At 33.1% G+C, this 22,357-nt stretch carries 25 protein-coding genes; 7 read left to right on the top strand and 18 right to left on the bottom strand.

The features are described 5' to 3' along the window. The first annotated feature begins 1 nt into the window (after position 1). From coaE to BMZ76_RS07500, 3 genes are read left to right on the top strand one after another with little or no spacing between them, the layout of a single operon-like run. On the top strand, positions 2-598 hold the full coding sequence (coaE, locus tag BMZ76_RS07490) for a dephospho-CoA kinase (RefSeq protein WP_091204553.1): 597 nt from the start codon (positions 2-4) through the stop codon (positions 596-598). 59 nt (positions 599-657) lie between these two features. Continuing rightward, entirely contained in the window at positions 658-2,241 is a 1,584-nt protein-coding gene (locus BMZ76_RS07495; RefSeq protein WP_091204555.1) for a sensor histidine kinase, read from the top strand. 3 nt (positions 2,242-2,244) lie between these two features. Further along, positions 2,245-2,961, top strand: coding sequence for a response regulator transcription factor (locus BMZ76_RS07500; RefSeq protein WP_091204557.1), 717 nt, complete (start codon positions 2,245-2,247; stop codon positions 2,959-2,961). Between the two features lie 53 nt (positions 2,962-3,014). Here BMZ76_RS07500 and BMZ76_RS07505 read toward each other — a convergent pair whose 3' ends face one another. From BMZ76_RS07505 to BMZ76_RS07545, 9 genes are all read right to left on the bottom strand, one after another. After that, entirely contained in the window at positions 3,015-3,755 is a 741-nt protein-coding gene (locus tag BMZ76_RS07505) for an acyl-[acyl-carrier-protein] thioesterase (protein ID WP_091204559.1), read from the bottom strand. Positions 3,756-3,800: 45 nt separating this feature from the next. Next, complete coding sequence (gene miaA / locus BMZ76_RS07510; protein ID WP_091204561.1) at positions 3,801-4,718, bottom strand: tRNA (adenosine(37)-N6)-dimethylallyltransferase MiaA; 918 nt, start codon at positions 4,716-4,718, stop codon at positions 3,801-3,803. A 146-nt stretch (positions 4,719-4,864) separates the two neighbouring features. After that, positions 4,865-5,707, bottom strand: coding sequence for an ion transporter (locus BMZ76_RS07515; protein WP_449756540.1), 843 nt, complete (start codon positions 5,705-5,707; stop codon positions 4,865-4,867). 24 nt (positions 5,708-5,731) lie between these two features. Further along, positions 5,732-7,093: an exonuclease domain-containing protein gene (locus BMZ76_RS07520; RefSeq protein WP_091204564.1), complete on the bottom strand. Its 1,362-nt coding sequence runs from the start codon at positions 7,091-7,093 to the stop codon at positions 5,732-5,734. 176 nt (positions 7,094-7,269) lie between these two features. After that, positions 7,270-7,638 carry a four helix bundle protein gene (locus BMZ76_RS07525; protein WP_091204566.1) on the bottom strand — a complete coding sequence of 123 codons (369 nt, stop codon included), beginning with the start codon at positions 7,636-7,638 and terminating at the stop codon, positions 7,270-7,272. A gap of 27 nt (positions 7,639-7,665) precedes the next feature. Then, positions 7,666-8,319 carry a YggS family pyridoxal phosphate-dependent enzyme gene (locus BMZ76_RS07530; RefSeq protein WP_091204569.1) on the bottom strand — a complete coding sequence of 218 codons (654 nt, stop codon included), beginning with the start codon at positions 8,317-8,319 and terminating at the stop codon, positions 7,666-7,668. 34 nt (positions 8,320-8,353) lie between these two features. After that, a complete protein-coding gene (locus BMZ76_RS07535; RefSeq protein ID WP_091204571.1) occupies positions 8,354-9,574 on the bottom strand; it encodes a DUF1015 domain-containing protein in 1,221 nt (406 codons plus the stop codon). A 77-nt stretch (positions 9,575-9,651) separates the two neighbouring features. Beyond that, positions 9,652-10,539, bottom strand: a complete 888-nt coding sequence (locus tag BMZ76_RS07540; protein ID WP_091204574.1) for a 3-hydroxyacyl-CoA dehydrogenase family protein — start codon at positions 10,537-10,539, stop codon at positions 9,652-9,654. Positions 10,540-10,581: 42 nt separating this feature from the next. After that, the gene (locus BMZ76_RS07545; protein WP_091204576.1) at positions 10,582-11,547 is read right to left on the bottom strand and encodes a Gfo/Idh/MocA family protein; all 966 of its coding nucleotides are present in this window, start codon (positions 11,545-11,547) and stop codon (positions 10,582-10,584) included. Positions 11,548-11,691: 144 nt separating this feature from the next. On the opposite strand from BMZ76_RS07545, the gene BMZ76_RS07550 reads away from it, so the two are divergent. Next, positions 11,692-12,333 (top strand): protein-L-isoaspartate(D-aspartate) O-methyltransferase, encoded by a 642-nt coding sequence (locus tag BMZ76_RS07550; RefSeq protein ID WP_091204579.1) that lies wholly within the window; start codon positions 11,692-11,694, stop codon positions 12,331-12,333. Between the two features lie 77 nt (positions 12,334-12,410). Here the strand turns inward: BMZ76_RS07550 and BMZ76_RS07555 are convergent, their stop codons facing one another. Both BMZ76_RS07555 and smpB read right to left on the bottom strand, forming a co-directional pair. After that, a complete protein-coding gene (locus tag BMZ76_RS07555; RefSeq protein WP_091204583.1) occupies positions 12,411-13,460 on the bottom strand; it encodes a Fic family protein in 1,050 nt (349 codons plus the stop codon). A gap of 81 nt (positions 13,461-13,541) precedes the next feature. Further along, positions 13,542-13,994 carry an SsrA-binding protein SmpB gene (gene smpB, locus BMZ76_RS07560; protein ID WP_091204586.1) on the bottom strand — a complete coding sequence of 151 codons (453 nt, stop codon included), beginning with the start codon at positions 13,992-13,994 and terminating at the stop codon, positions 13,542-13,544. A 145-nt stretch (positions 13,995-14,139) separates the two neighbouring features. Between smpB and BMZ76_RS07565 the strand changes: the two genes are divergently transcribed. Next, positions 14,140-14,823, top strand: coding sequence for an OmpW/AlkL family protein (locus BMZ76_RS07565; RefSeq protein ID WP_091204589.1), 684 nt, complete (start codon positions 14,140-14,142; stop codon positions 14,821-14,823). A gap of 91 nt (positions 14,824-14,914) precedes the next feature. Here the strand turns inward: BMZ76_RS07565 and BMZ76_RS07570 are convergent, their stop codons facing one another. Together BMZ76_RS07570 and BMZ76_RS07575 are read right to left on the bottom strand one after the other, a co-directional pair. After that, a complete protein-coding gene (locus tag BMZ76_RS07570; protein ID WP_091204591.1) occupies positions 14,915-15,133 on the bottom strand; it encodes a hypothetical protein in 219 nt (72 codons plus the stop codon). 57 nt (positions 15,134-15,190) lie between these two features. Continuing rightward, positions 15,191-15,400 (bottom strand): histidine phosphatase family protein, encoded by a 210-nt coding sequence (locus BMZ76_RS07575; RefSeq protein WP_091204593.1) that lies wholly within the window; start codon positions 15,398-15,400, stop codon positions 15,191-15,193. A gap of 49 nt (positions 15,401-15,449) precedes the next feature. On the opposite strand from BMZ76_RS07575, the gene BMZ76_RS07580 reads away from it, so the two are divergent. Then, positions 15,450-15,680 carry a VF530 family protein gene (locus BMZ76_RS07580; RefSeq protein ID WP_091204596.1) on the top strand — a complete coding sequence of 77 codons (231 nt, stop codon included), beginning with the start codon at positions 15,450-15,452 and terminating at the stop codon, positions 15,678-15,680. 7 nt (positions 15,681-15,687) lie between these two features. Here BMZ76_RS07580 and BMZ76_RS07585 read toward each other — a convergent pair whose 3' ends face one another. From BMZ76_RS07585 to BMZ76_RS07595, 3 genes are all read right to left on the bottom strand, one after another. Then, entirely contained in the window at positions 15,688-16,236 is a 549-nt protein-coding gene (locus BMZ76_RS07585) for a DUF3575 domain-containing protein (protein WP_091204598.1), read from the bottom strand. Positions 16,237-16,367: 131 nt separating this feature from the next. Continuing rightward, complete coding sequence (locus BMZ76_RS07590; RefSeq protein ID WP_091204600.1) at positions 16,368-16,916, bottom strand: GNAT family N-acetyltransferase; 549 nt, start codon at positions 16,914-16,916, stop codon at positions 16,368-16,370. Between the two features lie 10 nt (positions 16,917-16,926). Further along, the gene (locus BMZ76_RS07595; RefSeq protein ID WP_091204603.1) at positions 16,927-17,778 is read right to left on the bottom strand and encodes an aldose 1-epimerase family protein; all 852 of its coding nucleotides are present in this window, start codon (positions 17,776-17,778) and stop codon (positions 16,927-16,929) included. Between the two features lie 170 nt (positions 17,779-17,948). On the opposite strand from BMZ76_RS07595, the gene BMZ76_RS07600 reads away from it, so the two are divergent. Next, positions 17,949-20,216: a M1 family metallopeptidase gene (locus BMZ76_RS07600; RefSeq protein ID WP_091204606.1), complete on the top strand. Its 2,268-nt coding sequence runs from the start codon at positions 17,949-17,951 to the stop codon at positions 20,214-20,216. A 75-nt stretch (positions 20,217-20,291) separates the two neighbouring features. Here the strand turns inward: BMZ76_RS07600 and BMZ76_RS07605 are convergent, their stop codons facing one another. Next, positions 20,292-21,338: an agmatine deiminase family protein gene (locus BMZ76_RS07605; protein ID WP_396230397.1), complete on the bottom strand. Its 1,047-nt coding sequence runs from the start codon at positions 21,336-21,338 to the stop codon at positions 20,292-20,294. After that, positions 21,338-22,225, bottom strand: a complete 888-nt coding sequence (locus BMZ76_RS07610) for a carbon-nitrogen hydrolase (protein ID WP_091204608.1) — start codon at positions 22,223-22,225, stop codon at positions 21,338-21,340. The genes BMZ76_RS07605 and BMZ76_RS07610 overlap by 1 nt, the downstream gene beginning before the upstream one ends. Between the last annotated feature and the right edge of the window lie 132 nt (positions 22,226-22,357).

Below are 22,357 nucleotides of genomic sequence, written 5' to 3' on the forward strand. Positions count from 1 at the left end.
CATGACAAAAATTATTGGTTTAACTGGCGGTATCGGAAGCGGAAAAACTACGATTGCAAATTATTTTCAATCCTTTGGGATTCCAGTTTATATTGCTGACGATGAAGCGAGGAAAATTATGCGATCTTCGGAAATTATTGCTGCGATAAAAAATACATTTGGCGAAGCAATTTTTGAAAGCGGAATATTGAATAGAGAGAAACTGGCCAAAATCGTATTTAATGAACCGGAAAAATTAGAATTACTTAACAATATTGTTCACCCTGCCGTAAAAAAGCATTTTGAACACTGGCTTTTGCAGTATAAAAAAATTCATTATGTAATTTATGAAGCTGCTATTTTATTTGAAAGTGGAGGTTATAAAAACTGCGATTTTATTATAACTGTCACAGCTCCAGTAGATAAAAGGATTCAGCGGGTTATCGAACGTGATAAAACCACTCGTGAACTTGTTTTAAAAAGGATAAATGCACAGTGGACAGATGAAAAACGAATCTCTAAAAGTGATTTTGTTATCGAAAATATTTCACTTGAAAATGCAAAACTGGAAGTGTATCGAATTCTTAAAATTTTAAAGATTAAACAAAAACATTCATAGGTGTTAATGTTTGGTTAATCTATTATTTAATATATTGTTAAAATACTAAATTTGTTTTGATGAATAAACTTTTTTTTAGAGTACTTGTTTTATTAATGAGCTTGTCCCTAATTGGGATTATTCTAGTTCAGGTGTATTGGTTTAATACTTCATTTAAAAACAATGACGAGCAATTTAAATTTCATGTTAAGCAAGTTATTGGCAGTGTGGCTGATAAGATTCAAAAACAGGAAGCGTATAACTTTTATGATAAAATAAATCACTATCGTGACAGTACAGGAAAAGTACCAAAAAAGGATGATATATTGGAATTTTATTACGTTCAAAAAAATCCAAGAACCAATAAAACAATTATATATTCAAATAGTATAATTTCTGAAGATTACAATATTTCACCTACGTTCTTTGATAAAAAATTTGATAGTGAAAAGTTTAAGAGCTTTAATTCTAAGCGTGTTACAGAAGTTTACAACAATAATTCTATTGATAAATCCAACGTAACACAAAGTTTAATACCAGATATCAGGATTGAAAAAACCGGTAATTTAGATGTTTTAGATAATGCTTCATTTGAAATATTTTATAAAGATTTTGCTTCTGTTTTACCAATTCAGGAAAGAGTTTCAAAAGAGACGTTGAATAAACTCATCAAAAAAGAATTAGAGGAATCTGGTGTAAATACGAAATTTGAATTTAGTATTTACAATAATAATTTGGCCACTAATGTAAAATCGAACGAATTTAAATATAACAAAGAAGCAACGTACTCCACTCCGGTATTTACTGATAATGAAGGGAACAGTAAGTACCAATTGTTAGTTACTTTTCCCCACAAAAAGAAATTTTTATTATCTGAATTGGTAAGTATAACGGTTCTTTCAATAATTTTTACATTAATTATTTTAATTGCGTATTCAAGCGCTTTAAATCAATTAATACGTCAACGTCAGATTTCTGAAATCAAGAATGATTTTATCAATAACATGACACACGAGTTCAAAACTCCTATTGCTACAATTAATTTAGCTTTGGATGCCATCAGAAATCCAAAAATAATTGATGACAGAGAAAAGGTATTGCGATATCTGCAGATGATAAAAGATGAAAACAAGCGGATGCATGCACAAGTAGAAAATGTACTGCGCATCTCTAAATTAGAAAAGAAAGAATTAAATATCATCAAAGAATCACATAATATCCATGACATAATAAACGACGCAATTGAGCACGTGAATTTGATTCTGGAAGATAGAGAGGGTACAATTAAAAGTCATTTTGATGCTGTAAGAACGACAGTTTTGATTAATGATGTTCATTTTACCAATGTAATTGTAAATATTCTGGAGAATGCTATTAAATATTCGCCAAACGTTCCTGAAATTGAGATTTTTACTGAAAATATCAAGGACATGATTATTATTAAAGTAAAAGATAAAGGTTTGGGAATGAGTAAGATTGCTCAAAAAAGAATTTTTGAAAAATTTTACAGAGAACATACTGGCGATATTCACAATGTCAAAGGACATGGTTTAGGTTTATCGTATGTAAAAAGAATTGTTGACGACCATAATGGTCAAGTTTATGTAGAAAGTGAAAAGGGAAAAGGGAGTACCTTCATAATAAAATTACCATTAATAAATTAGAATATGGAAAATGTAAATAAAAAAATACTTCTAGTCGAAGATGACCTTAATTTTGGTGCAGTTTTAAAAGATTATTTAATGCTAAATGATTTTGATGTCACTTTGGCGAAAAATGGAATGGAAGGATTTGAAAAATTCAAGAAAGATACTTTTGATTTATGTATTCTTGATGTGATGATGCCATACAAAGATGGATATACATTAGCTAAAGAAATCAGAGAAAAAAACAATGAAGTGCCAATCATTTTCTTGACAGCAAAATCGATGAAAGAAGATGTGTTGAAAGGTTATAAAGCAGGTGCTGATGATTACTTGAATAAACCTTTTGATTCGGAAGTATTGTTGATGAAAATAAAAGCCATAATTCAAAGAAAATCATCTGATACTAAAGCTGAGCAAGTACAATTTGAATTCAATATTGGTAAATTTCATTTGAATTCAAAGCTTCGTTTTCTAACATTTAATAATGAAGAACCAATAAAATTGTCTCCAAAAGAGAATGAATTACTGAAAATGTTAATTCTTTATGAAAATGATTTGATGCCAAGAGAATTAGCCTTGACAAAAATCTGGAGGGATGATAACTATTTTACTTCAAGAAGTATGGACGTGTACATCGCTAAGCTGAGAAAGTATTTGAAACTGGACGAAGATGTAGAAATTTTAAACATCCACGGAGAAGGATTTAGATTAGTGGTTAAGAATAAAGTAGCAGAATAAATAGATACAAGCCTCAAGAAATTGAGGCTTTTTTTGGAACATAAAGACATATTTTATTTCCAGTTCAATTGCAAAGCAAAACTTGTCTTGTCCTCTTTTGTAATAGTAAAAGTAGTCTCTTTTTCGAAGATGCTTTCGTGAATGATGACTTTATCTTTTAGTGATAATTCTTTTAAGAAATTCATTTCAAAGCTTTCGATATGTTGATTCAGAATTAATTTCTCATCGACTAAATCCAAACACCATTCCAAATATTTGACATTGTTTACATGGTTTACAATGTCTAAATCAGATAAAAAGACATTTTTTTCGAAAACTATTTCTTTCTCATTATTGATATTAATTTTAGAAAAACCATCAATAGTAGCTCTTTTTTCAGGATAAAGCTCAAAATGTTCGAACGGCAATGCCAATCCTTCGGGCCGACGCTTTTTAGTATTAAATACCGCCCAAAAAGTCTCAGAACCTACAATTTTTTCTCCATTTACATGCATTTCCAACGCACGTACGGATCGAGAATTTTCCAAAGAATTAATCCATGTTTTCACAGTTACGGTATCTCCCCATTTTGGTAATTTTGTGATTTCAACTCGCATTCGGCTTAAAACCCAAGCTTGGTCAAATTCCTGCATGTCCGTAAAACTGATTCCGCCAACTTCGGAATGTGCTGCTGCTGTTAATTGTAAAATATTACACAAATCAGTGTATTTTAAAAATCCATTTGGCGCACACTGCGTAAAATTGATTTCCCAGTCTTTGCTGAGAATGGAGGTGAAGTTTGGAGAGATAGGCATGGAGAGAATTATGAATTATAAATTGTTAATTTGGATTCTTTAGTTTTATTTTTTCGAATTGATGTAATCCACAATAGTTTCATACGGAGTTTCGAAATCAAACCATTTTGTATTTTCATTTCTTTTGAACCAAGTCAATTGGCGTTTTGAAAATCGTCTTGTGTTTTTCTTTATTTCTTCAATGGCAAATTCCAATGAAATTTCTCTGTCAAAATACCTGAATAACTCTCTGTAACCAACTGTTTGTAGCGCATTGAGTTCTTTGTTCGGAAATAACGTTTTTGCTTCAGCCAGAAGACCTTCGTTCATCATAATGTCAACACGTTGATTGATTCGGTTGTAAATTATCTTTCTGTCCGCTTCCAGACCAATTAAAATAGGAGTGAACTTTCTACTATTTTTTTTCTGGTTTAAAAAAGATGAATACGGTTTTCCAGAACCCAGGCATACTTCTACAAAACGCATCATTCGTTGCGGGTTTTGCAATGTTTGAGGATTCTCAGCAGTCAAAGTTTTGTAATAATCGGGATCTAAAATTTCGAGTTTTTGTTGCAAATATCCAATTCCCAGTTTTTCAGAGTTTTTGTTTATTTCAGTGCGTACTCCAGCATCTATTTCGGGAAATTCATCAAAACCTTTTAGAATTGCATCTACGTATAATCCGGAACCACCCACCAGAATCGCGTAATCATTGGTCAAAAATAGTTCGTCCAGTTTTGCAATCGCTTCTTTTTCGAAATTCCCAACGGTATAATTCTCGGAAATCGATTTGTTTTGGATGAAATGGTGATTTGCTGCAGCTAATTCTGATTCATTGGGAACTGCTGTTCCAATGGTCATTTCCTTGAAAAACTGTCTGCTGTCACAGGAAATGATTTCACAATTGAAGTAGTTTGCTAAAATAATGCTTAAGGAAGTTTTTCCTATAGCTGTAGGTCCGATGATAGTGATTAGGTATTTCATATTTTTTAGCCCAGATGGAAACGGAAACCCCGCAGTTATGAAAGTTAGTTTTTCTTGGTGTAAAAGAGCGACTGTAGGAAGCTCCTTTTATGCCTTAGAAAAACAACTGAAATAACGAGGAGTTGCAGTGTACAGCTGGAATTGCTTCAAATTAATAAATTATAGTTCTGCTCCGCAATGGAAACAGTATTTGGCATTAAATTCGTGGCCTTCGGTTCCGCAAACAGTGCATGAATTAATTTTTCTGCCCTTGATTTTTTACGGTTACTGTTTGCAAATTCAACCGAAACAATTCCTGTAAGAACGGCTATTATTCCGTAACCCATAATCATTATTACCGACGCGATGGCTTGTCCCAATGGCGTAATGGGCGAAATATCTCCGTAGCCTACTGTTGTGTGCGTGACTATAGTCCAATAAATACTGATTGGAATACTAGTGAATCCTCCTTCTTCTCCTTTGACGACATACATTACGGAACCGATTATGATACTGCTGATGAGAATAAAATAGATAAAAATCAGTATTTTTCCTCTACTGGCAATCAACGCTTCTTTTAAATGTGTGGACTGCCTGGAGAACTCAGGATGATTTAAAATTTTAAATAAACACAATAATCGGAGTGCTCTGACGACTGTTAAAATACTGGTTCCAACAAAGAACAACGAGAAATAGATGGGTAAAGTCGCTATCAAATCAATAATTCCATAGAAACTAAAGATGAATTTGAGTGGTTTTTTGAGAGAAATAATGCGGAGTAGGTATTCTAAAGTGAAGAATATTGTAATAACCCACTCCAAAATAATAAGTTCTTTGTGGTATTTTGTATCAAAATCTTTTACAGTTTCAAACATCACGATTACGACACTTATCAAAATTACGCCTAAAAGAACGAGATCAAATAATCGTCCGGAAGCTGTGTTGGTTCCGTAAATTACGACTTTTGTCCTTTGCCTGAAAGCGTCGAATTTTGACTTTATTCTTTGCATATTTATTTAGGAATTGGCATGCGTTTAGAATTTTACAGTCTTTAACGTTTGATTTTTTCGGATGTGTCCTTGAATAATATTTTTGGCGTCACGGTTATTTTGCATCGGAATAATGATGTTCCTCAATATTTCGATATTGTTAATTTGATAGTTTAAATCATAGAAAGCATAACCTTTATAAATCCCGTTTTCTATCAAAACTGCTGAACGTTCGCTGATGGTTCTTCCTTTATCAATCAAAACCATATTTTGATTTTGGAATGTATTTTTCTCTATAAAATTTTGTACTCTGGCATTGTATTCTTCGGGTGAAACCTCGCCAATACAAGCACCGTCACACTCTTTTATACTGTATTGAAAACAGTTTGTTTTGGAATGATACAAACCGCTAAGTTTTTGACATAAATTGTAATGGGAAGTGATTCTGAACAACGCATTTTTTCCTTCTTGAATGGAAGTAAAAGAGGTGATTTCTTTTTTTCGGCCATCTGTTTTTTGAAGTTTCAAATTAATGTATCCCTTTTCATCTTTTTCCGCATACAAAGCCAATTGAAAGATACTTTTTCGCTGTGCTCTGTTGTAGATGGGCTTATTAATTTTTATTTCTTCACTTTCTTTCAATAATGCAATCAATTCACTTCCGGTTTCATCATACGTTACCGTAAAAACTTCGGCTTGAATCTTTTTACATTTAGTGGAAGTTCCTGTAAAATGCTGGTTGATGCGTTTTTTTATATTTCGGCTTTTGCCAATGTAAACCAAGTTCCCTTTTTCGTTGTGAATATAATATACTCCTGTTTTAGAGGGTAAGCCGGCAACAATATCTAGTAATTTTGGCGCAATTCCTTTTTCGATTTCCAGTTTTATAAAATCCTTTACGATTTCTTTTTCTAAATCTTTTTCTAAAAGGATTTTAAATAATTTCACAGTCGCCAAAGCATCACCGCTTGCTCTGTGGCGATCTGCCATTGGGATTCCAAGAGCACGAACGAGTTTCCCCAAACTGTGGGATGGCTGTTCCGGTAATAATTTTTTTGATAATTCGACTGTGCAAATTGTTTTGGCTTCAAAATCATACCCTAATCGTCGGAATTCAGTTCGTAGGATTCTGTAGTCAAAAGAGGCATTATGAGCCACAATGACACAATCATTTGTCATTTCGATGATGCGTTTTGCTACTTCGAAAAACTTGGGAGCAGATTGCAACATGGCATTGTTGATTCCGGTCAGTTTTACAACAAATGGCTGAATTGGGATTTCCGGATTTACCAAACTGATGAATTGATCTACTATTTCGTGACCATCAAATTTATAAATGGCGATTTCAGTGATTCCTTCTTCGTTAAATTGTCCTCCAGTGGTTTCTATGTCTAGTATTGCGTACATTTTCAATGTCAATTTCAAAAATCAATAGCAATGTCAATTTCAAAAATCAATTACAATAACAGAGTCAATTTTAAAATCAAATATCAATTTTAAAAATCTAAAAAATTGAATATTGTAATTGCTATTGTAATTGCTATTGAAAAAATATTGTAATTGCCATTGTAATTGTTAATGAATTATTTTTTATTGTTAATCATTTTTGAAGCGATAGCTATAAGTTCTTCAACTTCTGTCAAAAGCCACTTTCTTTCTTCTAAATCTCCTGTTTTTATATAATCAAGAACTTTTAATGAATTTCTGGACTCTTTGAGTTCCTTAACGGAAAGAGAAACTTTAAATATAAAATCTCTACTTGTTATTGTTCCTTGAGCCTCTCCGTAATTCAGTGAAGAACTTCCGGATGATCTTATCAGTTGGTTTTTGTAATATTCAATTTCATAAGACTTTTCTAATTTTCTAACAAAGAAAATACATTCACCTGCAAATCGAACTAAACGGTCTTCAAAACTGTATATTTTTTCAAAATTAGGTTCGTTTATTTGCATTTTTATTGAAATTGAATTTCGTTATAGCTAATTTCGTCCTCCAAAGATACTACTTCCTATTCGAACCATTGTGCTTCCGCATTCAATTGCGAGTTGATAATCGCCGGACATTCCCATCGAAAGAATGGTGAATTGTGAATTATTAATTTTGAATTGATCAAAAATAGATTTTAAATGAGTAAATTCTTTTTTGACTTGTTCTTTATTATCTGTGAAAGTAGCCATTCCCATTAATCCAACAATTCTAATATTCTTCAGTTCCTGAATTTCGTTTGATGATACAAGGGAAGCGAGTTCTTCCTCGTCAAGACCAAATTTAGTTTCTTCTTCGGCAATATGTATTTGTAATAAACAATCGATGATTCTGTTGTTTTTTTTACCTTGTTTATTGATTTCCTCAAGTAATTTCAAACTATCCACACCGTGAATCAAGCTCACAAACGGTGCCATAAATTTGACTTTATTTGTCTGAACGTGACCTATCATGTGCCATTGAATGTCTTTTGGAATTTGGTCCCATTTCTCGGCCATTTCCTGAATTTTATTTTCTCCAAAAATGCGCTGACCAGCTTCATAGGCTTCCATTAAATCCGAAACAGGTTTGGTTTTTGAAACCGCAACTAAGGTTACATGTTTTGGTAAAGTGGATTTTATTTGGAGTAAATTTGTTGCTATTGCCATTTTAATAGTATGATTTTTATAAGGTTATTGAAATCTAAAGTTCATACACGACCAATCCGCTTCGGAATTTAGGTTCAATATACGTGCTTTTTGGGGGCATAATTAGATTGGCATCGGCTAATGCTTTTATTTCTCCAATGTTCGAAGGGAATAATATAAAACCGATTTCAAATTCTCCTTGATCAATTTTATTTTTTATTTCTAAAATAGATTGTTTTCCTGAAAGATATTCGATTCGTTCGTCATTTCGTAAATCTTCAATGGCAAGAATAGGCAGCAACACTTTTTTGTATAAAATTTGTGTGTCTAAAGTATCCAAAGCAGTTAAGAAAATTTCATTTTCTTTTCGTAAAATTAAACTGTAAAACTCATTGTCCAGATACATTCCGAAATGATGCTTTTGGGAAGGGTGAAAAGGTTGCTGAAATTTATTTTCAAGAATAAAATCCTTTTCTAATTCTTTGATAAAATCTTCTTTTGATAAACCGTTTAAATCTTTTACTAAACGATTGAATTCGTATATTTTGACATTATTTTCGGAAATTAAATAGCTCAGGATGTGATTTTTTGCTGTATTCCCTGGATCATCATTTTCCTCAGATAATAACTTCAGTGCTTCGGTGCGATGGTGACCGTCAGCGATATAAAGATTATCTGTCTTTTCAAATATATTTTGCAACCAATTGATTTCTAATGCGTCTTCAATTTTCCACATATAATGAATTTCTTTTTTCGTCGTTGAAAATTCAAAATCAGCTAATTTTTGGGTACAATCAAAAATCCAATTTTCAATCGTTTTATTATCTGGGTAGGTCATTAAAACAGGTTCGGTATTGAACTCTGAATATTTCATATATTCTTTTAATAATCGAACTCTGAAAGCAATAATATCTTCGTGTTTTTTAATGATATTGTTGCAATAGTCAACTACACTTGTACCTACGATAATTCCAGTGAAAGAGTGTGTTTTGGTAACAATCTTATGAATATAAATTGCGGGTTTATTGTCTTTTATTAAAATAAGTTCATTTTTGAAATCCTCGTATTTTTGATGTACTTGTCGGTATCTTTTTTCAAAAGAAACGGTTTCAGGATTGGTATATGCAGGCTTTAGAATATGTAAAAAGGACAACGGATTAAAATCCAATTGTGCCGCTAATTCAGCATTTACATATTCTTCATAAGAACGACAAGTGACAAGACAAACTTTATCACGAGTGGGACGAACTGCTTTAAAAGGAACTATTTTAGCCATCGGATTTAGTTTTCAGTCACAGTCGCAGTTTTCAGTTATTCGTAAAACCTGAAAGCTGCGACCGGAAAAGGTAACTTTTATATAAATTGTTTAGAAATCTTCTCTGCTTTTTTGCTTTCAGAATAATCGTAGAAACCCTCTCCAGATTTCACACCCATTTTTCCTGCACGAACCATATTTACTAATAATGGGCAAGGCGCATATTTTGGATTTTTGAAACCGTCATACATTACATTTAAAATGGCTAAACATACATCAAGACCAATAAAATCAGCAAGTTGTAAAGGTCCCATCGGGTGACCCATTCCAAGTTTCATAACAGTGTCAATTTCATAAACACCGGCCACTTTGTTATAAAAGGTTTCGATAGCTTCATTAATCATTGGCATCAAAATTCTATTGGCAACAAAACCAGGATAATCGTTGACTTCAACAGGTGTCTTTCCTAATTTTTCTGCAAGATTCATGATGATTTTAGTTACTTCGTCCGAAGTATCGTAACCACGAATAATTTCTACCAATTTCATAATAGGCACCGGATTCATAAAATGCATTCCGATAACACGTTCAGGATGTGATACGACTGCACCAATTTGAGTAATAGAAATAGAAGAAGTATTGGTTGCCAAAATCGTATTATGAGAACAAGCTTCGTTTAATTGCTTGAAGATATTTAGTTTCAATTCTACATTTTCAGTTGCCGCTTCAACCACTAAATCTACACCTACAACACCATCTTTGATATCCGTGTAAGTTATAATATTGGTAATCGTATTAGCTTTTTCTTCTTGGGTAATACTTCCTTTTGCAATCATTCGGTCTAGATTAGCGGCAATTGTTGCCATTCCTTTATCTAATGATTTTTCAGAAACATCTATTAATTTTACGGTAAAACCGCTTTGTGCAAAAGTATGGGCGATTCCATTCCCCATTGTTCCTGCTCCGATTACAGCTATTGTTTTCATTCTTATTTTGGATTAAAATATTTTAATTTTAGGATTTAAAGATTATTTTTTAAAACAATCAATAATTTGGTACGCTACTCTTAATGCTTCAGTTGCTTGTTCCAATGTCACAATAGGAGTAGTATTGTTATTTATGGCATCGGCAAATGATTCTAATTCATCAAGAATTGCGTTGTTTTGATCTACATCTGGATTGGAGAAATAGATTTGTTTTTTTACGCCTTCAGCATTTTGTAAAATTATATCAAAATCGCCAGGAATTTCCGGAGCATCTTTCATTTTTACCACTTCACATTTCTTTTCTAAGAAATCAACCGAGATGTAAGCGTCTTTTTGGAAAAAACGAGATTTACGCATGTTTTTCATCGAAATTCTGCTCGCTGTCAAATTGGCAACACAACCATTTTCGAATTCTATTCTTGCATTGGCAATATCCGGCGTATCACTGATGACCGAAACCCCACTGGCATTTATATTTTTCACTTTAGATTTTACTACACTTAAAATAGCATCAATATCATGAATCATCAAATCTAAAACTACAGGAACATCGGTTCCACGAGGATTGAATTCAGCAAGACGATGGGTTTCAATAAACATAGGATTTTCAATCATGTTTTTGGTAGCGATGAATGCAGGATTGAAACGTTCCACATGCCCAACTTGACCTTTAACATTATATTCTTTTGCTAAGGCGATAATTTCTTCCGCTTCTTCCACCGTATTTGAAATGGGTTTTTCTATAAAAACATGTTTGCCGGATTTGATGGCTACTTTGGCACATTTGTAGTGAGAAAGAGTTGGGGTAACAATGTCAATTACATCAACTGCATGAATAAGAGTTGCAATTGTGCTAAAATGTTTATATCCAAATTCTTTAGAAACCTTTTCGGCATTCTCTTGATTTGGGTCATAAAAACCGACTAATTCATATTTATCAGATTGTTGTAATAGTCGCAAATGTATTTTTCCCAGATGACCAGCACCTAATACTCCAATTTTCAGCATAATGATGTAATTTTTACAAAAATAGGAATAAAATGATTAATCTATTATTGATGCAGGACAATTCTTCAGTTAATTTAAAATTTATAATCCAACATTTGAATTCAGAAATTGTTTTCTATTTTTACCAAAATAAAACATTAAATTTTGAAAGACACAGCCAAGCATCAAGGACTTCGGAATCAATTAATAAGCGTTTTAGAGCAAAAAGGGATTAAAGATAAAAGTGTTTTGGATGCTATAAAAAAGATTCCAAGACATTTATTTTTGAATTCCAGTTTTGAAGACTTTGCTTATCAAGATAAAGCATTTCCTATTGGAGCTGGTCAAACGATATCGCAACCATACACTGTAGCTTTTCAATCTCAATTATTAGAAGTAAAAAAAGATCATAAAATTTTAGAAATAGGAACCGGCTCCGGATATCAAACGGCTGTTTTGTGTACTATGGGAGCAAAAGTATATAGTGTTGAAAGGCAAAACGAGTTATTCAAAAAAACATCTGTTCTGTTTCCAAAATTGAATATTCGTCCCAAACATATTTCTTTTGGAGATGGATACAAAGGATTACCAAACTATGCCCCTTTTGATAGTATTATTGTTACTGCCGGAGCACCATTTATTCCCCAACCTTTGATGGCACAGCTTAGAATAGGAGGTAGGCTCGTAATTCCGGTAGGAGAAGAAGTACAGATTATGACTTTATTAATCAGGAAAAATGAAACTCAATTCGAAAAGCATGAATTTGGAGAATTTCGATTCGTTCCTTTATTAGAAGATAAAAATTAAAATCCCATCCCCAACCTTTCCCCACACGAGCGATAACGGGCTGGCTAAGCAAAGAAAAAGGAGTTGAAGATGTATTTTTATTGACCAATAATATTTAAATACCGTTCTAAGCTTTCTTTTTCCAATTGAGCGATGAACAACAAAAAATCTTCTTTATTGTTTTTAGTTTGCGCTGCTTCAAGTGTTTGATAATATTGCATTCTACTTTCATAGTCACCTTTTATATTAGCAATAATGTAGCCATGTTGCAATAAAATCAAGTTCATAATCAAGCGTGAAATTCTGCCGTTTCCATCAACAAATGGATGGATAGTAACCAAACGTTCGTGCATTTCAGCAGCTAAAGCTATCGGATGAAGACTTGATTTATTGGTTTCATACCAAATAAAAAAATCTTCCATTTCTTTGGCAACCAGAAAAGGTTGTGGCGGCATAAGACTGCTTCCTTGAATCATCACTTGAACTTTTCTATAACGACCCGCATCCTCAGGATGAATTCCTCTCAAAATAAGATTATGAATAGACAGTACTTCTCGTTCATTTATGGAACTATTTCTTTGCATTAAATCTTTGATGAATGCAATTGCTTCATGATGATTGATTACTTCAAGATGTTCTCGCATGCTTTTCCCTGATATCGTTAAACCTTCATTGATAACCAAATCAGTTTCTCGAAGCGTCATCGTGTTTCCCTCGATACGGTTACTTTCAAAAGTATATTCCAGCTCTAAAGCTTGTGCAATGCGATAACTGTCAAATTGACGAAACCCATCTAGTTTTGTCTTCAAAGCATCTACTTTGTCTAATACTTTCTGCAGTGTAGTAGATAATTTTTTCTTTGTGGGTTTACTTTGATATCTAATCTCTTTTTCAGCCACGAGTAATGCTTTTAGTGCAAACTCGTCATGACCAATTTCATAAATAATTTTTTCTTTAAGCCAAACGACCATTATGGTTTCTAAATCGATTTCCAACAAAGATGCTAGTTTTACAACTTGTTCTCTTGTTGGTTTTCTGGTTCCACTTTCAAATTTACTAATTAAGGCTTGATCAATTCCTAAAAGTTGAGACACTTCTCGAGTTTTGAGTCCTTTTTGTTCTCTTGCATTTTTGAGTAGTGTTTTCATTTCAAAGTAAATGTTTTAAATTGTCTTGACAAATTCAGTCATTTTTTCAAACAAAAAATATTTCAATCAATTTAACCTTATTTAAAATGATTTTTTGATTCGGTCTAGATCGCGTTTGGTATCCTGTTCTTTAAGAGATTCGCGCTTGTCATAAGTTTTTTTACCTTTACAAAGGCCTATTTGTAGTTTAGCCAATCCTTTTTCATTGGTAAAAAGCTTCAAAGGAACTATTGTTAATCCTTTGGCTTGAACACTTTTTAACAAACCTTTTAATTCCTTTTTCTTCAAAAGTAATTTCCGTTCGCTTCTGGCTTTGTGGTTAAATTGATTTCCAAAAGTGTATTCTTCGATATATGTGTTTATGGCAAAAAGTTCATTATTGCTAAATTCACAAAAACTCTCTGTGATGTTTGCTTTTCCTAGTCGAATGGATTTGATTTCGGTACCAGCCAAAACAATTCCAGCATTAAATGTTTCGATAATTTCATAGTCGAATCTGGCTCTCTTATTGAATATATTTATTGTTTTTAGCATAGACTGCAAATGTATAATAAAATTGAAAATTTATTTAGTAATAAGCCCTAAAATAAGTGTAAATAATTTTCAAACTATGATTTATATCAGTTAAAAATGAAAGGCTCAAACATACATTTGTTTAACAATTTAAACTAAAGTTAAAATGAAAAAAATTATCTTAGCCTTTATGGCGGTGTCTTTTTTGACATTAAATGCACAAGCCCAAGAACAAAATAGTACTCAGGATTTTAAAAAATGGCAGGCTCGAATCAGGGGAATTGCGGTTATACCATATGAAAGTGCCAAAATCGGAATTATTGGAGGTGATGTCTCTCTTTCAAACACATTTGTTCCAGAAATGGACTTTACTTATTTTTTCACAAAGCATTTTGCAGCCGAGTTAATTTTGGGAACTACCAAGCACGATGTTAAAACTGTCGGCTCCGATATTTCTGCTATTGGAGGACCAACTAATGTCAACATAGATTTAGGAAATGTTTGGTTATTGCCTCCAACATTAACATTGCAATACCATTTTACACCTTTTGAAGAAAAAGTATTTAAACCTTATGTTGGTGCTGGTGTCAACTATACTATTTTTTACAATGTAGAGGATGGAAATACAGTTAAAAATGTTAGTTATAAAAACAATGTCGGTTATGCTTTCCAAGTTGGTTTTGATTTAATGTTGAACGAGACTTTTTTTATTAATGTTGATGCTAAAAAATTATTTCTAAAAACCGACGTCACTGTAGATGCTTCAAATTTAGCAACAGGGCTCAGTATTCCTGCTGAAGTAACTATAAATCCATTGATTTTAGGAATGGGATTAGGAATGAAATTTTAAAAAAAAAACTGTCGGAATTAACGATAATACAAAAAGTCACTATCATTCGACAGTGACTTTTTTTTATTTTTACTTCATCTTCAGGAGTATTTTATTCTAATTTCAATAATTGATAAGAAATTATATTATCAACTACGGTTACCATATAAAGATTCCCAAAAGTTCCATCCTCAATAGCTGCATATACTTTTTGATTAATCATCTGATTGACAAATTTCGGTGTGGTATTGCTATGTCCTACGATTAAAACTTTTTTTCCTAAAGTTTCTTTTTTGAATGATTCAATGTTTAGGGTTTTAGGATTATACAATTTTATTTGAATCTTTTTTGCTGTAACAGTAGGACTTGCGGTTTGTATAGTTCTTTTTTAATCCGTTGAATATATTTTATCAAAACTAATTTCTGAAAATATTTTGTTCCAAAGTTCCGCTCTCTTCAACCCTTTTTCAGATAGATCAGGATTTTGAGAATTATCGACTTTTTCAGCATGTCGAATGAAGTAATAAGTAGTTATGTTGTGTTGTCCAAAACTGATATTTAAAAATAATAGTGCAAGTAGTAATAGAATTTTTTTCATTTGAATGAATTTAAAAAATTAGTATTTCACGATTTTATATATTTGCCAAATGGAAAATTTAAAATTGAAAGATCCGCTTCACGGGATCACACTTCAAACAATAGTTGAACAATTAGTAGCTCATTATAGATTTGATACTTTGGGAGAACTCATTAAAATAAAATGTTTTACGGACAATCCCAGTGTAAAATCCAGTCTGACTTTTTTACGAAAAACAGATTGGGCAAGAAAACAAGTGGAAGATTTATACTTAAAATCAGTCAATAAATTTACAAAATAAAAGGTAGTTATAATTTGTAAGAAACCATTACGCCACCTCTATACGGGAACCATTCGCCGCTTTTGTTATAGTTTTTTGCTTTGTCGTATCGTTCTCCGGTAGTTAGATCATAACCTTTATAAAATCCTTGATGCCAACCGCCACCGAAGAAACAGTCTAACATGAATTTATCATTGATTTTAACCTGGTAACCAATGGTTGCGCCTATAAAATAACCCACTCCTTTTTCATACAAATTAGTATTTATAAAATTCCATTTTTGAAAATTAAATATACTCGCGCCAATATGCGCTCCAGCATAAAAACCATTGTATTTTTCTTTAAAATGGTATCGGTATTCCGGCGTGAAAGTATAAAATTCTCTGGGTTTACCATTTACTGATTTCCAAAAAGAGGCTAGAGCATCGAAGTGGAAGGTCGATTTTTTTCCGATACTGGTTTCAATACCCACGTTTGGAATTGTCAAAAATGTAGTAAAAGCATTAGCTTTTACATACGTTTGAGCTTGTAATAAGATTGAGAAGAGCAGGAAAAAAACAATAAATAATTTTTTCATAAAAAGAGTTTTCTAACACGTAAAACCAATTAAATACTAATTCTGATTATTGCAAATGTAATATTAATAATTCAAATTTTTTGTTGAAATTAATTAACACCCTCATTTATTTTAGTCATACAACACAAGTGCTACCTATTCAAAATAGAATAAATTACGGTATCCAGAAATTGACCATCAAAAAATTTATTTTCTTTTAAATGGGCTTCTTTAACAAAACCATTTTTTTCTAAAACTTTCGCAGAAGCATGATTATCAGGATCAATTACAGCCTCTAACGAATGCAATTTCATAACAGTAAATCCATAGTTTACGGCTTCTTTCACTGCTTCAGAAATAATTCCTTTTCTATGAAATTCAGGCAATAACATGTACCCAATCTCGGCGCGATAATTTTCGGGTTTTATCATGTAATGACCAATAACTCCAATAAGTTTGGGGTTATCTTTCAACGTAATAGCCCAATTTATACCTTCATTACTATCTATTTTACTGTCAATCATTGCAATGTGTTCTAACGCATCTTCATTCGTTTTTACTAAAGGTCTTGGAATATATTTCATGGTTTCGGGATTAGATCGCAATGCGAAAATCTCTTTTACATCATTGCTGTCTACTCTTCTCAAAAGTAAGCGTTCGGTTTCTAAATTTGGAAATGGACTGAAGTTTATAGTTAACATATTTTAGGAATTAAAGTATTTCAATACTGAATTTTGAATGGAAAGTTGCATTTGATTCTAAAATTTGAATGCCTTCTTTTTCGAATAGATTTCCGGAATTTTCAGTGGTATCCGAATAACCAAACCAAGGCTCAATACAAATAAAAGGCGCTTTCATTTTGGTCCAAATTCCTAAATTTGGAAAATCCTCAAAATGTACTCTTAAAATTGGATTTTCATTTTCTAAAATCGTCAACGATTTTGATTTGATTGTTTTAAAAATCAATGCATCGTCTTCAAATAATTCATACGCTAACGGAACCTGTTTATTATGAACTTCTAGTTTCTTGGTTTTATTTGAAATTAAATCATTCTCCAAAAGATAATATTCCAAAGATTCTTCTTTTTCAAAAGCAACAGCATAGTTTTCAAATTGATTTGGCAAAGCGAAAGCAGGATGTGCTCCAATGGAAAACGGCATCGCAGTTTTTCCGTTATTTATTACTTTATATGTAATTGATAAATTATTTTCGTGTAAAGTGTAAATGATTTGTAATTCAAATTCAAAAGGATACATTTTTACTGTTTCTCCTGAAGATTGTATGGAGAAAACAGCACTATTTTCGGTCACATCAATTAATTCAAATTCCATGTCTCTGGCAAAACCGTGTCGCGATAAATTATATTCCATTCCGTTAAAATGAAACAAATTATTTTTTAATGTACCAACAATTGGAAATAAAACAGGAGAGTGCTTGCCCCAAAATTCTGGATTTCCTTCCCAAATGTATTCTTTATTCAAATTCGTTTTTAAAGAAATTAATTCAGCACCAAAATGTTTGATTTCAGCCGTGAGTATTGAATTTTTTATTATGGTTGTCAAAATTGTTCGTCTTTAATTTAAAAATTGATTTTCGATGGTAAATATATTTTATAATTTTTAATTCTAATTGGCTTTCTGCATGATTTTATTGATTTAAAATGGAATCAATTCCAACTCAATAGTTCGAAATTCTCTTTTTTTTCATTAATTTGTGATATAAATACAAAAAAATGAAAAATATCCGCTTCAGAGTCTATTTACATTTGACTTTATTATTAGGAGTTGCATCTATTTGGGCGCAACAAACCCCAGCAAATGCATCTGCTTCTACAGTTTCAAAGTACGATTACCATGATGCATTTGCCCCGTTTTTTTATTCAAAGAATGGAACAAGTACGCGTTCAGCCAGTGGTCAGCCTGGAGCTGAATATTGGCAAAACAGTGCCGATTATAAGTTAACGGCGAAACTAGATGAAAAAAACAATGAAATTTCCGGAACAGGAGTTATCACGTATACGAACAACAGCCCGGATAAAATGGCTTTTGTTTGGATGAACTTAGACCAGAATTTATTCAAAGCGGATTCTCGTGGAAATGCAGTTGTGCCTTTGAAAGGAAGCCGAAATGGGGCTCAAGGCCAAATTTTTGATGGTGGTCATAAAATAAAATCGGTAAAAGTAATTACTACTTTGAAAGGAGTTTCTACTGAAAAAGAAGCTAAGTACGTCATTACGGATACTAGAATGCAGGTTTTTCTTCCGCAAGGATTGAATGCTAAAGGAGGTTCTGTTAAAATCAAAATCGATTTTTCCTTTATTGGGCCTTTTGAAGGGTCGGACAGAATGGGAATTCTGGAAACTAAAAACGGTAAAATTTTCACTATTGCGCAATGGTATCCGCGCATGTGTGTGTATGATGATGTTCGAGGTTGGAATACGAATCCGTATTTGGGAGCTTCGGAATTTTATCTGGAATATGGTGATTTTGATGTGAGCATTACAGCGCCATCCAATCATATTGTGGTTGCTTCCGGCGAATTGCTAAATCCTACAGCGGTTTATTCTACTGTGGAGCAAAGTAGATTAGCTCAAGCAAAACAAAGTGATAAGACTGTTTTTATTCGTACTGCTGCCGAAGTTGAAAATTCATCTAAAATGGTTTCAGCAACTACTAAAACATGGAATTATAAAATTAAAAATGCTCGTGATTTTTCTTGGTCTTCGTCAGCGTCATTTATTTTAGACGCAGCAAAAATAAATTTGCCAAGTGGAAAAAAATCGTTGGCAATATCAGTTTATCCTATTGAAAGTGCCGGTGAAGCAGCATGGGGACGTTCAACAGAATATACGAAAGCGACTATAGAGAATTATTCTAAAAGATGGTTGGAATATCCGTATCCTGCAGCTACCAACGTTGCCGGTAATGAAGGAGGAATGGAATATCCAGGAATTGTTTTTTGTAGTTGGGAGTCAAAGGGAGCTGATTTATGGGGTGTTACAGATCACGAATTTGGACACATTTGGTTTCCTATGATTGTTGGGTCAAATGAAAGAATGTTTGCCTGGATGGATGAAGGTTTTAATACTTTTATTAATTCATTGAGCTCCATAGATTTTAATAATGGCGAATACAAAGTCAAGCCAGCTGATATGCATCAAAGAGCGGAAGTGTACACAAGTCCTAATCTTGAAACCATAATGAGTTCTCCGGATAATATGAAAGAGAGTAATATTGGTCTTTTAGCCTATTCAAAACCAAGTTCGGGATTAGTGATTTTGCGCGAACAAGTATTGGGACCGGAACGTTTTGATTTAGCATTGAAAACCTATGTCGAGCGTTGGGCATACAAACATCCGCAACCAGACGATTTTTTCAGAACAATTGAAAATGTTGCAGGAGAAGATTTAAGTTGGTTTTGGAGAGGTTGGTTCCAATATAATTGGCGTTTAGACCAAGGAATTAATTCGATAAAATATGTAAAAAACGATCCTAAAAAAGGCGTTATAATTTCTATTGAAAATTTCGAAAAAATGGCAATGCCGGTAAGTTTAGACGTAAAATCGAAAAGTGGAAAAATAACTCGTGTTAAATTACCGGTTGAAGTTTGGCAAAAAAACAAAGCTTGGTCATTCAGACATAATTCGACCGAGGAAATTGAGAGTATCACGCTAGATCCGGATCATGTTTTACCGGACAGTAATGAAGGGAATAACACTTGGACAGCAGCTAAAGGTTTGATTGAAAAAGATGTAATTCTGGATGGTTACTTAGGAACATATTCTACTAAAATGGCACCGCTAAAAATTACTTTTTCAGAAAAAAATGGTACGTTAAATGTTTTGATAACGAATTATCCTAGTTTTACGGTGGAACCTACAGGAAAAAATAGTTTCGAGTCGAAACAAGCGGGACTTAAATTTCAATTTGATGACAATCTAAACGGATTTGATATGACTGTTCCCGAAGGACAAAAGATACCATTTACAAAAGATAAATAGTTCCCAGACATCATAAAAGAGAAAAGACTTGTAAGAATTAAATCTACAAGTCTTTTTTATTTCTTTATTTTAAATCTATTCCGGAATTTGCTGACTTAAGCAGTGCAATGTTCCAAAACCCCATATAAAATCAGTTGCACTAATTCCGATGATTTCTCTATCAGGAAAACATTCTGAAAGGATATTCAGCGCTTTTCTATCGTTACTGTCGTTAAAAGTCGGAACCAGAACACAATTGTTCAAAATCAAGAAATTAGCATAACTGGCGGGTAATCTTAATCCGTCAAATTCTAAACGTTTTGGCATTGGTAAAACCACAATTACAGGTGATTTTCCATTTTCCAGTTTGGCGTTTTGCAATCGTTTTAAGTTTTCTTGCAAAGGTTTGAAGTTCTTATCGGTTGGATCTGTTTCTACAATGGTAACAATCGTATCCTCGTTGACAAATCGGCATAAATCATCAATATGTCCGTGCGTATCATCGCCTTCAATTCCGTCACCTAACCAAATCACATTTGTAATTCCAAGGTATTCTTTGAAAACGGCTTCGTAATCGGCTTTGGTGAAATCTGGATTCCGAACCTGAATATCGGGGTGCATTAAGCATTCTTCTGAAGTCAGTAAAGTACCGCGTCCATTAGTGTCAATCGCACCACCTTCAACGATTACCGCTTTTCCTTTGTACATCACTTGAGTCACAGGAATATGGAGAAATTCGCCCACTTTTGCAGGGATAAATTTGTCTAATTGAATGTTTTTATACTTAGCCCAGCCATTGAAATTAAAGTTTAAAGCTTCTCTTTCGGTTCCGTTTTTCACAATAATTGGACCCGAATCACGCATCCAACTTCTGTTGGTTTTATGAATGATGTACGAAACATTAGTTAGTTCAATATGAGCTGTTTCCAGCATCGTATTGACTTTTTCTTTTTGGTTTTCATCCGCGACTACCAAAAAGACTTGTTCGAAAGTAGCCACTTTTTTAATGAATTCTACAAAAGCCCATTGAACCGCTTCATATTTTCCTGGCCAATCCTTGCCGTTGTGTGGAAAACAAAGTAAAATTCCTTGTTGCTTTTCCCACTCAGCAGGGAATCTTCTGTTATTGGTCGTTTTCATCATTAGTCAATTGCTCTTTTTATGATATCACCAAAAGCGTCTATTCTTCTGTCTCTAAAGAAAGGCCAGTTCTGACGCACATTTTCTTGTAAGTCTAAATTTACTTCGGCAATAAGAATTTCTTCTTTATCGTGTGAGGCTTGCGCCAAAATTTCGCCTTGTGGTCCCGCAATAAACGAAGATCCCCAAAACTGAATTCCCGCCGTATCAGGCAAGTATTGTTCTAAACCGATCCTGTTTGCTGCTGCCACATAAACGCCATTTGCAACAGCGTGACCTTTCATTACACTCATCCAAGCACCATGTTGGTTTACTCCATATTCATCTTTTTCACTGGGGTGCCATCCAATTGCTGTTGGGTAAAACAAGACTTCTGCACCATGCAAAGCAGTTAATCGAGCCGCTTCAGGATACCATTGGTCCCAACAAATCAGCGTTCCAACCTTTCCTTTTTTAGTTGGAATCGTTTTAAAACCCAAATCACCGGGTGTGAAATAGAATTTCTCATAAAAATGTGGATCATCCGGAATGTGCATTTTACGATACAATCCTGCTTCTGAACCGTCTGTGTCAATAATGTACGCACTGTTGTGGTAGATTCCTGCCATTCTTTTTTCGAAGAAAGGAACAATAATTACCACGCCTAATTCTTTTGCCAAAGCGCTAAAAGCAATAAACGAAGTGCTGTACAATGGTTCTGCCAAAGCAAAATTATCTACATCTTCGCTTTGACAAAAATAATGACTGCTGTATAATTCCGGTAATGAAATCACCTCGGCACCAAGGTTTGCAGCATCACGAACCCAACTCAAACATTTTATCAGGTTGTTTTCGGCAATATCATTAAGGTTTAATTGAATGACTGCTATTTTGTATTTCTTGTTTGACATGACTAAAATTTTATACCGCAAAAATAGTGAATTTTATAAGGAGTAGAAAATAGGGGTCCAGTGTTTTTTAAAAAGTATGTGAATGCATAGTTACTCTGGTGCAAACTAAATTTTTCTCGGTTATAATTTCCA

The organism is Flavobacterium xueshanense (genome assembly GCF_900112975.1).
Taxonomy (GTDB): domain Bacteria; phylum Bacteroidota; class Bacteroidia; order Flavobacteriales; family Flavobacteriaceae; genus Flavobacterium; species Flavobacterium xueshanense.